The sequence below is a fragment of the Bradyrhizobium sp. 2TAF36 genome (assembly GCF_052114925.1).
GTDB lineage: Bacteria > Pseudomonadota > Alphaproteobacteria > Rhizobiales > Xanthobacteraceae > Bradyrhizobium > Bradyrhizobium barranii.
In genome coordinates this window covers 1-17106 of record NZ_JBFRFR010000113.1, presented here as the reverse complement: position 1 = coordinate 17106, position 17106 = coordinate 1, and the positions used below count along the sequence as shown (strand labels likewise).

The 17106-nt window shown below is 57.2% G+C and carries 15 protein-coding genes and 3 pseudogenes; 12 read left to right on the top strand and 6 right to left on the bottom strand.

What is annotated here, in order from left to right:
* Positions 1 to 116 precede the first annotated feature (116 nt).
* Positions 117 to 713 carry a nitrilase-related carbon-nitrogen hydrolase gene (locus AB4Z51_RS40155; RefSeq protein WP_441499329.1) on the bottom strand — a complete coding sequence of 199 codons (597 nt, stop codon included), beginning with the start codon at positions 711 to 713 and terminating at the stop codon, positions 117 to 119.
* 686 nt (positions 714 to 1399) lie between these two features.
* Between AB4Z51_RS40155 and AB4Z51_RS40150 the strand changes: the two genes are divergently transcribed.
* On the top strand, positions 1400 to 1720 hold the full coding sequence (locus tag AB4Z51_RS40150) for an NAD(P)H-dependent oxidoreductase (RefSeq protein WP_441499328.1): 321 nt from the start codon (positions 1400 to 1402) through the stop codon (positions 1718 to 1720).
* Positions 1721 to 2218: 498 nt separating this feature from the next.
* Positions 2219 to 2950, top strand: coding sequence for an NAD-dependent epimerase/dehydratase family protein (locus AB4Z51_RS40145; RefSeq protein ID WP_441499327.1), 732 nt, complete (start codon positions 2219 to 2221; stop codon positions 2948 to 2950).
* A 512-nt stretch (positions 2951 to 3462) separates the two neighbouring features.
* On the opposite strand, the gene AB4Z51_RS40140 is transcribed toward AB4Z51_RS40145, so the two are convergent.
* Complete coding sequence (locus AB4Z51_RS40140; protein WP_441499326.1) at positions 3463 to 4131, bottom strand: flavodoxin family protein; 669 nt, start codon at positions 4129 to 4131, stop codon at positions 3463 to 3465.
* A 124-nt stretch (positions 4132 to 4255) separates the two neighbouring features.
* Positions 4256 to 4381 (bottom strand): hypothetical protein, encoded by a 126-nt coding sequence (locus tag AB4Z51_RS40135; protein ID WP_441499325.1) that lies wholly within the window; start codon positions 4379 to 4381, stop codon positions 4256 to 4258.
* 668 nt (positions 4382 to 5049) lie between these two features.
* Here AB4Z51_RS40135 and AB4Z51_RS40130 point away from each other — a divergent pair.
* Positions 5050 to 6332, top strand: a pseudogene (locus tag AB4Z51_RS40130) (IS256 family transposase).
* Positions 6333 to 6422: 90 nt separating this feature from the next.
* Here the strand turns inward: AB4Z51_RS40130 and AB4Z51_RS40125 are convergent.
* Positions 6423 to 7089, bottom strand: a pseudogene (locus AB4Z51_RS40125) (ATP-binding cassette domain-containing protein); the annotation flags it as partial.
* Positions 7090 to 7229: 140 nt separating this feature from the next.
* Positions 7230 to 7517, bottom strand: a pseudogene (locus tag AB4Z51_RS40120) (ATP-binding cassette domain-containing protein); the annotation flags it as partial.
* Positions 7518 to 7634: 117 nt separating this feature from the next.
* Between AB4Z51_RS40120 and AB4Z51_RS40115 the strand changes: the two are divergent.
* From AB4Z51_RS40115 to terL, 4 genes are read left to right on the top strand one after another with little or no spacing between them, the layout of a single operon-like run.
* Complete coding sequence (locus AB4Z51_RS40115; protein ID WP_441499324.1) at positions 7635 to 8285, top strand: hypothetical protein; 651 nt, start codon at positions 7635 to 7637, stop codon at positions 8283 to 8285.
* 9 nt (positions 8286 to 8294) lie between these two features.
* Positions 8295 to 9683, top strand: a complete 1389-nt coding sequence (locus AB4Z51_RS40110; protein WP_441499323.1) for a site-specific DNA-methyltransferase — start codon at positions 8295 to 8297, stop codon at positions 9681 to 9683.
* Positions 9680 to 10150, top strand: coding sequence for a DUF5681 domain-containing protein (locus AB4Z51_RS40105; RefSeq protein ID WP_441499322.1), 471 nt, complete (start codon positions 9680 to 9682; stop codon positions 10148 to 10150). The genes AB4Z51_RS40110 and AB4Z51_RS40105 overlap by 4 nt, the downstream gene beginning before the upstream one ends.
* The gene (gene terL, locus AB4Z51_RS40100) at positions 10150 to 11559 is read left to right on the top strand and encodes a phage terminase large subunit (RefSeq protein WP_441499321.1); all 1410 of its coding nucleotides are present in this window, start codon (positions 10150 to 10152) and stop codon (positions 11557 to 11559) included. Before AB4Z51_RS40105 ends, terL begins: the two co-directional genes overlap by 1 nt.
* Before the next feature lie 100 nt (positions 11560 to 11659).
* Here the strand turns inward: terL and AB4Z51_RS40095 are convergent, their stop codons facing one another.
* Positions 11660 to 12742 (bottom strand): hypothetical protein, encoded by a 1083-nt coding sequence (locus AB4Z51_RS40095; RefSeq protein ID WP_441499320.1) that lies wholly within the window; start codon positions 12740 to 12742, stop codon positions 11660 to 11662.
* Between the two features lie 157 nt (positions 12743 to 12899).
* Here AB4Z51_RS40095 and AB4Z51_RS40090 point away from each other — a divergent pair, with 157 nt between their 5' ends.
* The 5 genes from AB4Z51_RS40090 (at position 12900) to AB4Z51_RS40070 (ending at position 16624) form a co-directional block, all read left to right on the top strand.
* A complete protein-coding gene (locus tag AB4Z51_RS40090; protein ID WP_441499319.1) occupies positions 12900 to 13190 on the top strand; it encodes a helix-turn-helix domain-containing protein in 291 nt (96 codons plus the stop codon).
* A 440-nt stretch (positions 13191 to 13630) separates the two neighbouring features.
* Complete coding sequence (locus AB4Z51_RS40085) at positions 13631 to 13963, top strand: DUF3489 domain-containing protein (protein ID WP_441499318.1); 333 nt, start codon at positions 13631 to 13633, stop codon at positions 13961 to 13963.
* Positions 13960 to 14451 carry a DUF2924 domain-containing protein gene (locus tag AB4Z51_RS40080; protein WP_441499317.1) on the top strand — a complete coding sequence of 164 codons (492 nt, stop codon included), beginning with the start codon at positions 13960 to 13962 and terminating at the stop codon, positions 14449 to 14451. The genes AB4Z51_RS40085 and AB4Z51_RS40080 overlap by 4 nt, the downstream gene beginning before the upstream one ends.
* On the top strand, positions 14426 to 15979 hold the full coding sequence (locus AB4Z51_RS40075) for a recombinase family protein (RefSeq protein ID WP_441499316.1): 1554 nt from the start codon (positions 14426 to 14428) through the stop codon (positions 15977 to 15979). Before AB4Z51_RS40080 ends, AB4Z51_RS40075 begins: the two co-directional genes overlap by 26 nt.
* Positions 15980 to 16219: 240 nt before the next feature.
* Complete coding sequence (locus AB4Z51_RS40070) at positions 16220 to 16624, top strand: hypothetical protein (protein ID WP_441499315.1); 405 nt, start codon at positions 16220 to 16222, stop codon at positions 16622 to 16624.
* The last annotated feature ends 482 nt before the right edge of the window (positions 16625 to 17106 follow it).

Here is a 17106-nt window from a genome sequence, read left to right as displayed (position 1 = left end):
GAGATGGTGAAGCCGAACTGGATCCGCGCCAGTTCCAGAGCGGTTAATCTGAACATCCTTTGCTTCTCCCGATCCGGTCAATTGGGCGGGTGAAACCCTGATAAAACCCTGTGAAGTTAACTGGAGATTTCGCGCCAGTATCGACCGTAAGACCGAAGACATCTGGCCGTGCATAACATCGAGATCCTATTTTCCGCGAGCAATGATACGGCGATCCAATTCGGCAATTGCAATGGTCTCGCCGGCAAATTTTGGTTCGACCAGCACATCCCCAAGTGGATCCACGATGCAGGATCCGCCGCGAATGAGCACAGTTCGCGCAGGGATGGGCGCATAATTAGGCGGCCATGCCGCGCGTCACGCTCCAGGGCCGTCGACATCAGCTTGCGGTGCTTGGCTAGAAGTTTGCCCGACGGGCCGTAAGTCAGGGCTGTGCAAGAGAGTGATCCGCAATCTCGCTCGATAATGCCGACGACGAGATGCACGGAATTGTCACGGGCGAACTCGCCGAGGCGTGCTGCGTCGGGTCCTGGCAAGTCGATTTCGCTTTCATAGTAGCGGCGAAACCCCTCCCGGCCCTCGGGACCACGCTTCCCCAAGCGCGCACCAGAATCTATCCCCTTCGGATAGCCGCCGACGAAGGCCTCTGGAAAAACCACGAGATCGGCTCCCTTTCCGGCGGCGTGGCGCGTGAGTTCGGCAAGCTTTGCGATCGTCTTAGGCGTGTCGAACAGGACCGGCGCGGCCTAGACGACGGCGGCATTGATGGTCTTGCGCGCATCGCAATCGATCCTACAGAAACTATACTACAGCCCTCGCGGCGAGCGAAGGTTGGGATATAAGATTTGCGAGCTGGGTAAGACCGTCCTCCAGAGCGCCTCGGTCGGGCGCGACGCCCAGCGATATCCTGACGGCCTCGACAGGATGAGTTGCGACGGCGAAGGCTGAGCTCGGTACGATCATTCGTTCAAACGAGGCCACTCCCAAGATAGAATTAGGTCACTGAGGTCTAGAAACAGGCCAGCGCCTATTCTGGCGCCCGCAACCCGGGCGATCTCAGCCAATCGCCCAATGTGCGAGCCGGTCTCGGTTTGGCGGGCCTTGCGGAGAGCGGCTTCGCGTACAGGTCCATGAGGGAGCGATTCGGCTTCTTCTCGCAGGTGCCTCGCTTCTTCGGCAAGGCGTTCTTCATGGGACGTGGTTTACTTGAAACGGGAACGCTGCATGGCGCTGCTCCAAGCTTACGGGTCCTAACCGTTGGKTTTGAGTTCCGGATCTAATATGCCGAAGGCCAGCTTTCCGTCTAAAGGTCCATTACAATCAGGCCCATTAGAGACTGCTTCCGCTGCGCTGCAAAAAGAATCGGTTTGCAATGGGGTGACGCGCGATCGGAAGGTGAATGATGATAATACATTTGTTGCAGCCCCGCGGACAGACATCGGAAAGCTACAGGCTATCTCGAAAAATCGTTGGCTATTTGCTGGATAGTGAGCCCAGGGCAACGGTCATCATTCGGCCGATCAGCGGCGCCATCGCCGATCTCGATGAACGTTACGCAACTGCTCGGTGGGGCCGAGCGATCGTTCGCGGAACTGTAGCCGAGGGCTCCATGTCCCGGTCCGAAGAACTGATCCACGAGATGGAGAGCGCTGACTTCGTGGTCATCGCAACTCCAATGCATAACTTCACCGTGCCTTGCCGCTCTCAAGGCGTGGATTGATCACGTCGTTCGAGTCCGTCGAACGTTCAACGTGACTGCCGAGGGGAAAACTGGGCTCTGCGCGATCGTCTGGTATTTGTCGCAGTGTCCTTGGGCGGAAGATTTTCCGGCGAGCGCACGCATCAGCCCGATTTTCTCATCGGCCTGCATGACCTAACGTTCTTCTCCGTTGAAGTTCGGCCCTTGATCCTGCTGCATTGAGCCAAGCACGCACCAAGGCCGATCAAGCAATGCATGGTCCTTTCTCCGTTTCGCGCCGCAATTCAACAGCGTTTTTTCAGCAAGCCGTATGAGCGGCCAACTGCACCTTTGATCCAATCTGAGTTCGTGGAGAACAGGATGACGATCGTCAAAGCCACCGCTTTGCAATTCTTGCCCTTTTTAACGGCGCGCCTCACTTCCGGATCTTGGGAATGGAACGATTGCTCGCCCTCCGCTTGATGTGAAAGTATGGCGATGCAGCGGCTGTTAGACGTGGGTGGTAAAGGAGTAACGGTGATGGGTTACAGAATATTCCTTGCCGGAGCGTCCGGGGCCATCGGCAGGCGCCTGACGCCGCTCCTGCACAGCGCTGGCCATTACGTCTGTGGCAGCACCAGATCGGAAGCGAATGCCGACGCGCTGCGCGCGCTCGGGGCAGACCCGGTCGTGGTCGACGTCTTTGACGCGCCGGCGCTGTCACGCGCCGTCGCGTCGGCACGCCCCGATGTCGTGATCCATCAGCTCACCGACCTCCCGAAGGATCTTAATCCACGTGAGATGGGAGCAGCGATCGTTCGCACCGCCCGCATCCGTAGCGAGGGAACGCGGAACCTCGTCAGGGCCGCAATTGCGGCGGGTGCGCACCGGTTGGTGGCGCAAAGCATCGCGTGGGCCTACGCGCCGGGGGCTGAGCCGCACGGGGAGACAGATCCGATCGATACCGGTGCCGAGGGAGAGAACGGTATCAACATGCAGGGAGTGATCGCGCTGGAAGATTTCACCTTGAAATCGCCGCCGCTCGAGGGCGTCGTCCTTCGCTACGGCCAGCTTTATGGCCCCGGAACCGCTTCGGACCGGCCGTCAAACTCTGCACCCATTCACGTGGATGCGGCGGCCTATGCCGCTCTGCTCGCCATCGACCACGGCGACCCGGGCATCTACAACATCGCGGAGTCCAACAGACACGTCGCGACCGAAAAGGCACGCGCGGAGCTGGGTTGGACTCCCGATTTTCGTCTTCGGGCTTGATGATCTCGCACGCGGTTCAGCGCGCCGCCGGGCGAGACCGGAAGTGATCGGCGCAGTCGGAACGACGCTGTGACCTGACGCGGACAGATAAATTTCCACCCGGTCATAGCACTGTCCAGTCGATGGGATCGAGGAAAGGCGTGTCCGGATCACTAACATAGAAGGTGATAACGCGCATCGGTTGAGTTGTGCTGCGGTCAGGACCGGTCATCTTTACGTTCCGCGGCTACGCCATAGCCTCGGACGCCCTGATCGTGACCGGCGAACGGCCCTCCAATTCAAGCGTAGAAACTCCCTCCAGTATGTACAAGGTCACAGTGAGACGGCGGGTATGGAAAACAGTCTTGCCGGGTTCGAGGGCGGCCGTCAGCACCAGAATGCTGTTTTTCGCCCTTGGGCATACCGGTGACAAGCTCGCTCCGTTCGCCATCTCTTGCGCAGACGCGCTGACCAAGCCGAGCCGGCGAAGACACAGGGGAGCATCAACGATCGTCGCATGGCGCTTTCTCCCGCTAATTTCGTACTCCGGTCAATGTGCCTCTTAGGACGTTTTCTGACCCCAAGCCTTTGACTGCAGGCAACCGACCCCGCACAAGTTGCTGCGTGACTCTCGCCACGCGCTCGCCGAGGTGTTCGGCGGTCAGAAGATCGGATTCGGGTGGCGCAAAGTCAGGCCCTTGATCGTTGTTCGACTGTGCCGCAGCACCGAGCCAGAAGCCTAGCCGATTGAGGTCCTGATCCGAGCCGTGGGTACTGTTGTTGCCCGGCGGCAGACCGAGATTGACCCAGTGCATGCCATGTTGTGCCGCGAGGATGGCGAATTGGATCAGTGTTGCGATCTTGTCCCCAGACCGTGACGCCGAGTTTGTGAATCCTGCTGCGATCTTGTCCTTCCAGGCGCCCTTGGAGTAGGATTTTGACGTCGAATCCATGAAGGTTTTGAACGGTCCGGACACGCTTCCCATGTAGGTCGGGGCGCCGAAGATGATCGCGTCTGCAAGTTCGAGATCATCCAAGCGGCGTTGAGCCTCGTCCGATGTTAGATAGAGGATAGATGCGCCCGCGACCCGTTCGATTCCACGTCGCACGGCTTCGGCCTGCCGCGCAGTGTGGCCAAAGCCACTGTGAAATATTACGGCAACCGTTATTGGAGTGGCTACGTACTCGATACGATTACTCATGATGAATCCTTTGTTTGCCTAGTTGAAGGATTCTATCGTGGTGCATCTTGACCTACCTTAGAAGGACCATGATCCGCCTTGCGTACTAGACCATGTCTTCCCGGTTCCCGGACGCGGGGTAGCGCTACATCGCGCTCAGCGGCAGCAGGTAGACATTGACGATCCACTGCGCCAAGGCCACGCTTGCATGCAGGGTGTGCTGAATCGCCGGAAGGGCGATATTCACCGCCGAGCCAGCGACCAATGCCATGCTCGACCTCACGCGCGACTTAGACGCTACGACCTCACCTCTTGCCCTATATGTGAGTGGAGCATGGTGTAAAAGTCCAGCGTCCATGATTGAAGGAAAACCTTGATCAGTAAGCCTAATTGTTATTGTTGCGACCGGACGTGGTTCTCATGGATTCGAGAGCACAATACGGACAATGGGCAGCCGTCTTGAAAAGTTACGAGTTGAACGCATCCGCTTACGCAGTCAATATCCGTAACTCACAGCTGACGCTAGCCAAGGCATGCAGTGTCGAAAGCGCGAGCCAGACATTGATGTTTTGAGCTTTGGCAACTGATAAGCTTTGCCGAATTACCTTATCAGTTGGCCAACTGACTCCATTTGCGACCAAATGTTATTATTGCGCGGACGCCCACCCGCTTTATGGCATCGTCGCGAAGTTTAGAGCACCGCGAGCAATCCATTCAGTCATCGGAACGAGCTCTCGTTCGGTTTCGGGCTTGGTTCGATGGTCAGCCCAGACGCGCTGGTTGACACCATTATCGTTCATGACGTTTAGCCGGGCCAATTCGGCCACCGCGAGTTTGTCATGAGCTATCGCCCAAAGTTGGTGACGGCGGGAATCGGAAAGGCGGCATATCGTGGGGGTGCTTGCCGCCTCCACTTCTCCACCGAAGGAGCGATATGCCGTGTCCAACGATAACGTCATCCATCTGATTCAGCCAGGAATCTTCGACGATCAACTCACAGAAGTCTTGCGCAATGGAGCGCGTGCCCTGCTGGCCCAGGCGGTCGAGGCCGAGGTTGCAGACTTTCTAGGCCAGCATGCCGATTTGAAGACCCGGGACGGCCACCAGCGCGTTGTCCGCCACGGTCACCTGCCGGAGCGCGAGGTGATTACCGGCATCGGTCCGGTCGCCGTCCGCCAGCCGCGTGTACGCGATCGCGAAGCGGACGCCGCCGATCCTGGCCGCATCCGGTTCTCGCCGTCGATCCTGCCGCCCTACATGCGCCGGTCGAAGTCGATCGAGACGCTGCTGCCGATCCTTTACCTGAAGGGTATCTCGACCGGCGACTTCTCTGAGGCGCTGGCTGCGCTGCTCGGCAAGGATGCTGCCGGGTTGTCGGCATCCGCCATCGGTCGCCTGAAGGATGGCTGGCTCGACGAGCACGCCGCGTGGCAGAGGCGCGATCTGTCGGCGAAGCGCTACGTCTACATCTGGGCCGATGGCATCCATCTCCAAGCGCGCCTCGAAGACGAAAAGCAGTGCATCCTGGTGCTGATCGGCGCGACGCCGGAAGGCCGCAAGGAACTGGTCGGCTTCACCGATGGCGCCCGCGAGAGCGCGCAGGACTGGCGCGATCTGCTGCTCGATCTGAAGCGGCGCGGCTCGACGTGGCGCCGCAGCTTACCATCGCCAATGGCGCACTCGGGTTCTGGAAGGCGGCCGGCGAGGTCTGGCCGAAAACGCGCGAGCAGCGCTGCTGGGTGCACAAGACCGCCAACGTGCTCGCCAAGTTGCCGAAGAGCCAGCAGCCGAAGGCCAAACGCGCGTTGCAGGAGATCTGGATGGCTGAAACGAAGCTCGCCGCCGAGCTGGCGTTCGACGCCTTCATCTAGAGCTACGCGCTGAAGTATGAGAAGGCCGCCGATTGCCTGAGCAAGGATCGAGACACGCTACTGGCGTTCTACGATTTCCCGGCCGAGCACTGGAAACACTTGCGGACGACCAACCCCATCGAAAGCACCTTCGCCACCGTACGCCACCGCACCATCCGATCGAAGGGCTRCCTGTCCAACAAGACGGCACTCGCGATGGTCTTCAAACTGCTCGAGGCCGCGCAGAGAAGCTGGCGTCGTCTCGATGGCCACAACCAGTTGCCAAAACTCGTTGTCGGTGTGACATTCAATGATGGGATCGAGGTCATCGCCAAGCCGACCGACCGTCAGCCCATAACCGCCGCCGCCTGACCGGCTCCGGCCGTCACCAAAATTTGGCGATAGCTCGTTTGTCATCCGCAGATTCCAAAATAGCTCCTCCAATCGGCAATCAGCGGCCGGTCACACGCGCTCCCACTCCTCTCCCCATATCTGGACCGAGTGACCGGGCGAGACTTCCCGAGAAGTGCGCTTGGGCGGCTCGTAGTCGGGTGATCGCACCGAACTCTTGACCTCTGTCGCGGCCAGCTTCTTGGCCATATGACGTTGCCGGGGTCCCGTACGGGCACCGCGGCAAGAAGCCTTCGCGTATAAGGATGCACAGGATTCTCAAAAACCGCGCTCCGCGGACCTATCTCTACGATCTCGCCAAGATACATGACCGCGACGCGATGACTGACGCGCTCCTCCACCGCCATGTCGTTTGAAATGAACAGGTAGGGCAGCTTCATCTCGGCCTGCAGATCCAACATCAGATTGATGACCTGGGCCTTAATGGATACATCAAGCGCGAGACGGCTTCGTCCGCAATAACGATTTTTGGCCGAAGGGCGAGCGCACTTGCGATACAAATGCGCTGTCGCTGGCTTCCAGAGAATTCGTGCGGATAGCGCGAGGACATGTCGGCTTCCATGCCGACCTTCTCCAACAATTCCGATACGCGGTCTGAAATCTCACGCGACGAATCCTTGCTGTACGCGACGAGCGGCTCCGCGATCGATCTGCCAATCGAAAGCCTTGGATTGAGGCTCGCGAACGGATCCTGAAAGATGCTCTGGACACTGCAGCGACCGATGCGTCACCAGGGCTTCGCATACCTGGAATCCGATCGACAAGACTGGATTGAGGCTCGTCATCGGCTCCTGAATGATCATGGCCATATCTCACCCCCCTGATTTTCTTGAGCTCGCTCTCGGGACGGCCAAGCAACTGGCGACCATCGAGAACCTCCGACCCACTCACACGGCCGACCGACGGTGGTATCAACCCCATGATCGACATCGAGCTGATGCTTTTCCCCGAACCGGACTCGCCGACAACAGCTACGGATTCGCGCTTTTCCACATCGAAAGAGACGTGCCGCACAACCAAGCGCCACCGCCCCTCGCGGAAAAACAAACCTCGAGCCCCTGAACGTCGAGAATAGGCTTGCCCTGCTAAGCCGATTTCATGTTCGTCACCCGGAAACGCAACCGATTGAGCTGCGGAGCATTCCATAATCGCTCATTACGCGAATGTCCTTAGACGCTTATGAGCTAGCTTGGTCCCACAGGGCCAGCTCTTTCTTTATCACGGTATTGACACATCTGGTTTGTAGCTGTTATCCATACTTCAATGAAGACGTATAAACGAAATCAAGTCGAAGAAGCCATTTGCATTGTAATGGACGTGAGGGCGCCTGACCAAATTACGACCCTTCGCAGTCAGGGCAAGCGGCTCCTGGATGCGGATCGCAACTTAACTCTCGTGGCGAGTGAGAATAATTCCGATATCCGCAGTCATGCCTGCAGTCATGCCTTCTATAGCAAGAAGTCTCCCGGGAAAGGTGCCGACGTGCAATTCTCTGAGTACGAGGCGTTTGCACTCCTCACTGGCTTAAGATTTTTGGAGCATGGTTGGCCACAGAGTTTTGTGGTTCGCGCGTTGAAGTATATCCGACCTGAATTCGAAGACACTTATGCGCGTGTCATCAAATTGAACTCCACCACGATTTTCGATAAACAGGCGCTCAAGGCAACACCCTGCCCTTTTGGTTCTGACAACACTCGACCCTCCTTTCTTTTGGTGGCAACCGGCAAAGCGAAGTATCCAGACGGGCTGGATGATAAGACGACAGTAGCGGTCTGCGAGGACGCAGACTCCGTCTCTGCTTACCTGCGTACTCGTCGCCCGCATTCCTGGACCACATTCGAACTCACGACCAGCGCTCATAGGCTAGCTCAGGCGCTTTCCGCCACGCTGCCGCGAACGCGCGGCCGAAGCTAGGAGATCGCAATGAGTAAAAAATCCGCTGTTTTGCGCTCTATTGAAACCCATATCCATACTTCTATTGGTCGCTTTTTACGGCCGTTGCAAGTGTCGCTCATTCCAATCGGTAAGGTAAAGCGGTCTCCACGAAATATCCGAACGCGTTCCCAAAAACAGCTTTGCCAAATAGTAGCCTCAATCGAGGGCGTCGGCTTTGTCTCGCCCATACTGGTTGACGAGCACAACAATGTCATCGCGGGCCATGGCCGCCTTGAAGCGGCCATTCGACTTAAGTTCGCAGAAATACCGGCGATCGTAATATCAGGCTTGTCTGATATTCAGAAACGTGCGCTTGCCATCGCAGATAACAAGATTGCGGCCAACGCGGGCTGGGATCGAGGCCGTCTAGTAGCCGAACTCACGGAGCTCAATGCAGCGCTACCTGAGCTTGGCCTTGATATCTCGATTACAGGTTTCGAGCCCGCTGAGATCGATGCTTTAGCGGTTGATCTTTCCGACCCTGAAACTGATCCAGCTGATGTGGTCCCGCTACTTGACAATGCCGTAGCGATATCGAAACCCGGCGACTCATGGATCCTCGGCCCGCATCGTTTGGTTTGTGGCGACGCCCGTGAGGAGGCCTGCTTGCGCCAACTGATGCAGCACGAACGTGCATCGATGGTGTCCGCTGACGTGCCGTACAATCTATGCATCGGCGACACTTTAGGTCGCGGAAAGATTAAACACCGCGAATTCCAAGCCGCGTCGGGAGAGATGTCATCGACCCAGTTCATCGAATTTCTCAAGCAGTGGATGAGGCTGGCGGCTCGATACTCTGAGGATGGTTCGATTCACTTCGTCTTCATCGACTGGCGTCATCTCTCCGAAATCTTGGCAGCCGGCAACGAGGTCTATACTGAGCTGAAGAATGTCATAGTATGGGTCAAAACGAACGCAGGCCAAGGAAGCTTTTACCGTAGTCAACATGAGCTGATCTTTGCTTTCAAGAGCGGACGGGGTCCTCATCAAAACAACATCGAACTGGGCAAACACGGCCGCAATCGGAGCAACGTCTGGACCTATGCAGGTGTCAACACATTCCGCGCCGGTCGCTTGGACGAGCTCTCCCTTCACCCAACAGTGAAGCCGATTGCGCTGATCGCCGATGCCATCAGGGATTGCACGAGCCGGGGCCAGATCGTCCTGGACCCCTTCATGGGAAGCGGCACAACTATTCTCGCAGCCGAACGCGTGGGCCGACGTGCCTATGGGCTCGAGATTGACCCGCTGTATGTAGATGTCGCCCTCCGACGATGGCAGTCGTTCACAAAGCGCGACGCAATTCTCAAGGCCACTGGTCAACCCTTCGATGAAATTGCGGCGGGTGCTGCCCGGAAAGTTGTGAGGCGACGATGAGCAGGGACAAGAAAGACAGAAGCGAAAAACACGATCATCAAGGTGAAAGCCCACCTTCGGCCCCGAAGCAGCCAATCGTCCGCAGACGATCGGAAGACGATCCCGATGACACGGTCGGCTACCGGCGGCCGCCCCGGGCTCACCAATTCAAGCCTGGGCGAAGCGGCAATCCAAAGGGACGTCCCAAGGGAAGGAAAAATGAAGCTACCATGTTGAATGAGCTTCTTTTCCAGAAAATCTTGGTTCGGGAACGCGGGCGGGAGCGTCGTATCACTTTGTTCGAAGCCATGCTTCGGCGTTTTGCCGAGGACTCCCTAAAGGGAAACATAAAAGCAGCGTCGTTTCTGCTTAATCGCTTCGGCGCGGTCTCTCCAACCGACAGTCGTCAACCCGACTTTAGCGATGACGATGAGGCCGTGTTGAAGGCTTACGTACAAGAAGTGCTTAGCAAAGAGGACAATAGCTGATGGGCAGACCTGAGGAAGAAGCCCTAAATGCCATCCTTCGCAGCGATCCCTATTACTTCCTGCATAGATGCTTTCTGGCCCTGAACCCTGGGTATGCGTTTCTCCGCAATTGGCATCTGGAAGCAATCCTCTATCGACTGGAGCAGGTGCGGAAAGGAGAGATCAATCGGTTAATCATCAACCTGCCACCCCGATACCTTAAATCGATCCTAGTGTCCGTAGCTTTCCCTGCCTTGTTATTGGGTCACGATCCCGCCAGGCGGATCATCTGCCTAAGCTACGGCGCTGACCTGTCGGCGAAACATGCTGCAGACTTTCGTGCCGTTGTACAGGCACGCTGGTACCAACGAGCCTTCCCGAGACTCCAGATCGCCCGCACCGCAGACTCTGACATCTTCACCACAAAACGTGGATATCGAAGAACAACGTCGGTCGGGGGTCCTCTCACTGGTCTCGGAGGTGACTTGTTCATCATCGACGATCCAATCAAACCAATCGACGCGCAATCGCAACCCCTCAGAGATAGCGTCAACGCGTGGTTTTCTAACACGTTGATGTCAAGGCTCGACAACAAGGAGCGAGGCAGCATCATTGTGGTGATGCAGCGCGTCCATCTCAACGATCTTTCCGGCTACTTAATCGAGAATTCCGCGGACTGGACGATCCTGAACCTCGCTGCCATCGCTGAGGAGGACGAACAAGTACCTATTGGAGATCAACGATACCATTTCAGACGCGCTGGCGAGGCGATCCATCCCGAGCGGGATTCCTTGGCAGCGTGGGAGCGTGTTCGCAAGGAAAACGGCTCCGAGGTCTTTCAGGCCCAATATCAGCAATCGCCGGTGCCGGTTGGCGGCGCCATGATCAAGCGTCCGTGGCTACGATACTACGACACGCTACCCGAGCGTGAATATGGGACGAGAGTCATCCAAAGTTGGGATTGTGCATCAAAGGAGGGGGCACAGAATAGTTGGTCGGTTTGCACGACGTGGTTGATTGTAGACAAGGCCGACTACTTTCTCTTGGACGTCACGCGAGGGCGCTACGACTACCCTCGTCTGCGGCAAACGGCCATAACGCTAGCCGAGCGGTTCAATCCAACTGCAATTGTGATTGAGGRTGCTTCGACCGGCATCGCGCTGGCGCAGGAGCTTAAGCAATTAGGACGGTTCAGTGTGAGGCCGGCGCCAGTGGACCGCGATAAAGTGACTCGTCTTTACGTGCAGGCCGCCAAATTCGAGGCCGGGCAGGTATACTTTCCAAAAAGTGCGTCATACCTGGGCGAGCTGGAGGCCGAGTTGCTGACGTTTCCGCAAGGCAAGCATGACGATCAGGTCGATAGCATCACCCAAGCCCTAGCGTTTAAGGCTTACGGCTATGATGCAAGTCTGGAATGGGTAACTGGATAGAAAGGCTTAACACAACGACCGCGGGCGATGACGTAGCCGATTTATATAGGCTGTTCGGAGTTCCGGCTTTTGATGAGCGGATTGGCTGGTTTCGTGTTCTTCAGATCCTATCGTAGCGAGAGAATGCGGATTTCAGCCGGTCGATGGTCGAACGCCACCTCGGCACTCTTGGCGCGCACACTGTGTTACGGTTACCAAAAAGGCCGGGTTCATTGACGGCATTTTCGAGCGGCACCGTCTGCGCCCATTCGACCGCAACGAAATATTCCTCCTTCTCGGCATCTCTCGGTTTCTTATAGTGATCAGATAGTAGAACTTCCGCGGCCGGCTTTTGCTTTCCATCGACATTGACCCGGAACTCGCTCGCAGGTGTCGACACCCCCGTGACCCGTCCAACGCCTACAAAGCCGTAACCGGGCGCTTTCACCCAGATACGGTCACCTGGCTTAAGCAACTTCAGTGTATTCGAATACCAAGCTCCTCCTCCGGCGCTCACAAAGCCATGCTTGACGGCCTCGTCCCAAGAACGACCTTTGGTCCCGAAAGAAACGTAGAATTCGCCATTCCAGGCGGCATGCGGTGTCTTCGATTCAGTTGCGCTGGTTGCAAGTTGGGACTCAGCCGGATCTTGCAACCAAGCTCGGCTCATGAACTTGTCATTACCGTCCTCAAATATCTCGAAGCAGAGAACGTTGATCGCCACTGCGCGTTTGCTGAGATAGGAGACAATCCGCTCCGAGCTTGCATCGAGAGATGCCGCAACGATTACGATCTGGTGATGGTTCGGAAACTCCTCAAGGTCTATCGATGCTCCAAATCTCGCTTCGAAGGCTCGCCCAAGGTCTCCTCCGCCGCTAAACCGTGCGTAAATACGGAACGCCGTTTCCGCGTCGAGCGATTCGACCCAGGTCGCGTAGTCAATGGCTTGCGCAACCACCTCGCGAGGCGAGCGGCCCCGCTTGATTTCGATGAGGATCAACGAGCTATCCGGAGCAATCGCCAGGAGATCGATGCGCCCCCCGGCTCCCGTATCCTCCTGCTGGCCAATGATCATCCATTCATCGGAGACAATCTCCGGTGCCGCGACGATCATGTCTTCCAATAACTTCTCAGAGGCAAGCGTGCTTTCGCGAAGCCTTTGGGGTGGCTGCCCAATCCGCCAAATGCGTTGGCCTACCGGCATCTCCTGCTCCTTGCTTTGATCTCGAACCCGGCACAGCCATCGCTCGACCGAGGCCTTCCATCCAGTGCAAATCTCGCTGGATAATCAAAAGAGCAGATGAGGGTTAATTTTATCCTGTTTTGGGATAATCCGATGATGGGATCAGCCTTCGCGGGCTATGAATCCCCCTGGTAGAATCGATAAGACTGTTCACTCGTCTGATCAGGCGGTCTTCTGCACGCTCATGATTGCAGCGCGTAAGGACGCTGGGTTAACCCAAAGTGCCCTCGCTCGCCGCCTGAGAAAGCCCCAGTCCTTTGTTGCCAAGTACGAGGGTGGAGAACGACGGTTAGACGTCGTCGAATTCGTGGCGGTCGTCCGAGCCATCGGCCGAGATCCGGTCAAGTTGCTCCAGGATCTCGTGTCCGGCAAGGCACCGCCGAGGGGCCGCAACAGGCCGCCCAAATAGGCGCATTGCAGCCGGCGCGCTATCACATCGTGATCCAGCAAGTTCGATCTTCGGCACAAGATTATCCGCCATTCCGCTCGACTTCGGGCGGCTTTGGAGCGCTACTGACGGCCATGAAGGGGTCATTCAAAGGATAAAGCGGCCATCAGCGAAACGATCAAAATCTGCTTCGGCGAGATTCAGACCAAGCTGAACGAGGCAACACGCATTGTGAAGGCGGCAGAGGCTTGTGCGGTAGCCGGCAGCCTCGAACAGGGGGTTAAAATTTCGATGAACATTGACTAGCTCACTTATGATGCGGGTCGTCTACATTATGCGATCTGCGTGATGCACCGCATCGCAAGAGATTGAACCCGCGCCGCTCCTAGCTCTCGCCCCGTCGTTCGACGGGGCTTGTCTCAGTGGCAGCAATGATGCTGTCGTTGATGTCAGGAGAGCGGATGGCTAAACCCAAGTCTAAGGCAACAGAGGCAACCAAGTCTACTTCCGGCAAGGGCAATCGACGCGCTACGCGCAAGCCCTCGGGGAAGCGAGCTTCACAGAAAAGCAGCCGCCCAGGAGCCTCGTCCAAGCAGGACAAGGTCCTCGCGCTCCTTCGGCAGTCCAAGGGCACGTCGATTGCCGCCGTCGTCAAGGTAACCGGCTGGCAGTCCCACTCGGTCCGCGGTTTCTTTTCGGCCGTCGTGAAGAAAAGGCTCAAGCTTGCACTCGTGTCAGAGAAAGTCGGCGATGAACGGCTCTATCGCGTTGCAAGAACCCGGGCTGCTGCATGAAGCAGTCGTGGCCGTCAGGCACCAAAGTGAACCCCGAAGTCGAAGCCGAGCTTGAGCGCCTCACGACGACGCCCGTGGTCGGGCTGCGGAGGCGCTATCGTGAATTGTTCAAGGCCGAACCGCCCAAGGCATTCGGCCCCGATCTGTTGAGACGCAGCATCGCGCACCGCATTCAGGAAAAGGCCTATGGAGGCCTTTCCTCAAAAGCTCGGCGAGTCCTCGATCAATTGGTCAAGGCCTTCGCTGCCAAGCCCAACGCTCGCCTGGAGGTGCAACGGCGGATCAAGCCGGGCTCCGAACTGGTGCGATCATGGAACCGGCGAACCTATCGGGTGACGGTGCTCGACAAGGGATTTGCTTATGATGGCAAGACCTTCACCAGTCTGTCCGAGATTGCGACGTTAATTACAGGCACAAAATGGAATGGCCCTCGATTCTTTGGCCTGAGATCGACGAGCGCAGATGGGACCGACCATCGTGCCGGCTGAGTCCGCAAGTTCGCTCCGCTGCGCCATCTACACCCGCAAATCGACCGAGCATCGCCTGGATCAGGACTTTAATTCTCTTCATGCCCAGCGAGAGGCTTGCGAGGCGTATATAAAGAGTCAGGCGTCACAGGGCTGGAAGCTGGTCCCAGCCCATTATGACGATCCGGCCTATTCCGGCGGCAATCTCGAACGGCCGGCGTTGAAACGGCTCCTTGGCGAGATCGGTCTCGGCAAGGTCGACGTTGTCGTGGTCTACAAGATCGATCGCCTGACCCGTTCGCTGGCAGACTTCGCTAAGCTGGTCGAGACCTTCGATGCCCGGTCCGTCTCCTTCGTGGCGGTCACCCAGCAGTTCAACACCACGACATCGATGGGCCGTCTTACCCTCAATATCCTCCTGTCCTTTGCCCAGTTTGAACGGGAGCTTGCGTCCGAACGGGTCAGGGACAAGGTCGCCGCCTCCCGAAAGAAGGGCAAGTGGACCGGGGGTACTGTCCCACTGGGCTATGACGCCAAGGACAAGAAGCTCGTCATCAACAAGGCCGAGGCTGAGCGGGTCCGGCTGATCTTCCGGCTGTATCTGGAGCATCGCTCGTTCGGCAGCCTCGTCGCCGAACTCGACCGGAGGGGCATCGTCACGAAGCATCGGACCACCAAGGTCGCGAAATACAATGGCGGCATCCCCTTCACGTACGGCCCCCTCGCCTACTTCCTGAAAAATCGAGTCTATCTCGGAGAGGTCCATCATGGCGGCAAATGGTTCAAAGGAGAGCATGCTGCCATTCTGGATCAAGAGACGTTTAAGCAAGTGCAGCAACTTCTCGAAGAGAACAACTCCAGGCGYGGCACGAAGTTTTCCGAGAGCGGCGCTCTGCTCATGGGCAAGCTGTTTGACGACAAGGGCAACCGGATGGGGCCGACGTTTTCCAGCAAAAACGGCGTCCGATATCGGTTCTATACCAGCAGGGCATTGCGTGGACGAAAACAGATGGCCGGCGCGGTCACTCGGGTCTCCGCTCCCGAAATCGAAAATCTCGTCGAAGCGGAGATCCGACGCGTGTCAGAAGCCGATGACATCGCGCGTGAGCAGCTGTTCGGTCGCATCGGTCGCGTGACGATTTCGAAAGATCGCTTTCAAGTGGCGCTGAACGATGGTTCGGCGGAAACAAATCTAATCGAGATTCCTTGGACGCCAAAGCCCCGAAATCGTGCGCAAGTTCAGCAACAACCCGGCGAAGTACCGTCTGATCCTAAGCTTTTGAAAGCGATCGTCAGAGCTCACGCGTGGCTTCGCGCGCTTTCTAATGGCGACCACGCGTCCATCGAAGAGCTCGCGAGATCGGCAAGCTATAATCCAAAGGTCATTCGCCAAAGCCTCAGGCTCGCCTATCTCCCTCCCGAGATGCTGACTGCCGTCCTGCGTGGTGAAAGCTTGCTTCGGCTAAGACAGATACCAAAGCTGCTGCCCCTGGCATGGCCAGAGCAACGGCAATCTATCAGTCAGGACACTAGGGACCGACTGCAGTGAAAAACCCGGCTCGGTTTAGTTCCCCTGCTCTCACATGCGAATTTGGCTCCGCATCGTCGCACAAGAGTTGACGCCTTGCTGGGATCGGCGTCGCGGACTTGCACCCCAGCCGATTAACCCTCGCGATTAGCCTTACCGATCAAGCATTTCCCTTGAAAGCACCGCGGTAGAGCTTTGAGACGATGTTTCAATTCGTTACAATAAGCAAAGTGGTCCGAGTCGTTGCGTCGAGTATCGCATGTGAGTTTTCAATTCTCGATCTTAAAAATTTTGGCCGGACAGCCGAGCGGCGTAGCCAGTCTTGAAGTCGTCAAACAACATCTCGCGATCTTTTATACCAGCGGGCCGGAATGGCCGGCACGCATGAAGCGCCTATCAGAGCTTGCGCCCAACCTGGATATTTTTGGTCAGAAGTTTGTGGCGCGTGAGTTAGGTGCTTGGCGAATTACCGATGGGGGACGTACTTTCCTGGACGACCTGGAACGCAGCAGCGGAGCAACACCTCCTTCTTCTCAAGATGATCAAACCGAGACAGATTCGACACCGATGATCGTACCGGTGCCCATAGCACCCAAGCGCCGGCTTGAGGACCGACGACAGCAACGCCGAAACCGTTCAAAGCGAGGCGATCAGCGCAAAGCCTAAGTAGGCGACAAACTGCGACGCGAGAACCGGTCCGCCCCGCCGATATCGGATGTTATGGAACATCGGGTGGGCGACTGTGGTTGACCCGATGGCGCGCCCGGAATGAGGCGACCGATGCACAGCCTTCACATTGAAAAATCAGTACAAATCAGCGCGACTGACGTCGGGCTTGTACCACCACTTGTGACCACCGACAAGGCGCGGCAGAGCAGCCCATCCAGCGCAGCCAACAGCTCCCCGGTGCACTGCTCCCTTTCATCCCGCTTTGCAATCGCTCTTCACGAGCATGAACGAGCCTAGAGGCTTAGATGGTTGATCCTGATACATGTACTCGAAGGCAATTCCGCCATCGAGACCGTTGGTTRTGCGCTTTCCCAAAGCAGAAGGCGAATTTCTGGCCTAACTGCAGAAACCTTGTCCCCCCGCCATGCAAGACGTACCGGGAACACGATTCCATAGATCGATGCCAGGACTGCCAGCCA

Excerpts from the sequence above, each read along its gene's own strand:
- AB4Z51_RS40150 (WP_441499328.1), top strand. The coding sequence starts at position 1,400 with ATGATGATAATACATTTGTTGCAGCCCCGCGGACAGACATCGGAAAGC.
- AB4Z51_RS40145 (WP_441499327.1), top strand. The coding sequence starts at position 2,219 with ATGGGTTACAGAATATTCCTTGCCGGAGCGTCCGGGGCCATCGGCAGG.
- AB4Z51_RS40140 (WP_441499326.1), bottom strand. The coding sequence starts at position 4,131 with ATGAGTAATCGTATCGAGTACGTAGCCACTCCAATAACGGTTGCCGTA.
- AB4Z51_RS40135 (WP_441499325.1), bottom strand. The coding sequence starts at position 4,381 with ATGGCATTGGTCGCTGGCTCGGCGGTGAATATCGCCCTTCCGGCGATT.
- AB4Z51_RS40115 (WP_441499324.1), top strand. The coding sequence starts at position 7,635 with ATGAAGACGTATAAACGAAATCAAGTCGAAGAAGCCATTTGCATTGTA.
- AB4Z51_RS40110 (WP_441499323.1), top strand. The coding sequence starts at position 8,295 with ATGAGTAAAAAATCCGCTGTTTTGCGCTCTATTGAAACCCATATCCAT.
- AB4Z51_RS40105 (WP_441499322.1), top strand. The coding sequence starts at position 9,680 with ATGAGCAGGGACAAGAAAGACAGAAGCGAAAAACACGATCATCAAGGT.
- AB4Z51_RS40095 (WP_441499320.1), bottom strand. The coding sequence starts at position 12,742 with ATGCCGGTAGGCCAACGCATTTGGCGGATTGGGCAGCCACCCCAAAGG.
- AB4Z51_RS40090 (WP_441499319.1), top strand. The coding sequence starts at position 12,900 with ATGAATCCCCCTGGTAGAATCGATAAGACTGTTCACTCGTCTGATCAG.
- AB4Z51_RS40085 (WP_441499318.1), top strand. The coding sequence starts at position 13,631 with ATGGCTAAACCCAAGTCTAAGGCAACAGAGGCAACCAAGTCTACTTCC.
- AB4Z51_RS40080 (WP_441499317.1), top strand. The coding sequence starts at position 13,960 with ATGAAGCAGTCGTGGCCGTCAGGCACCAAAGTGAACCCCGAAGTCGAA.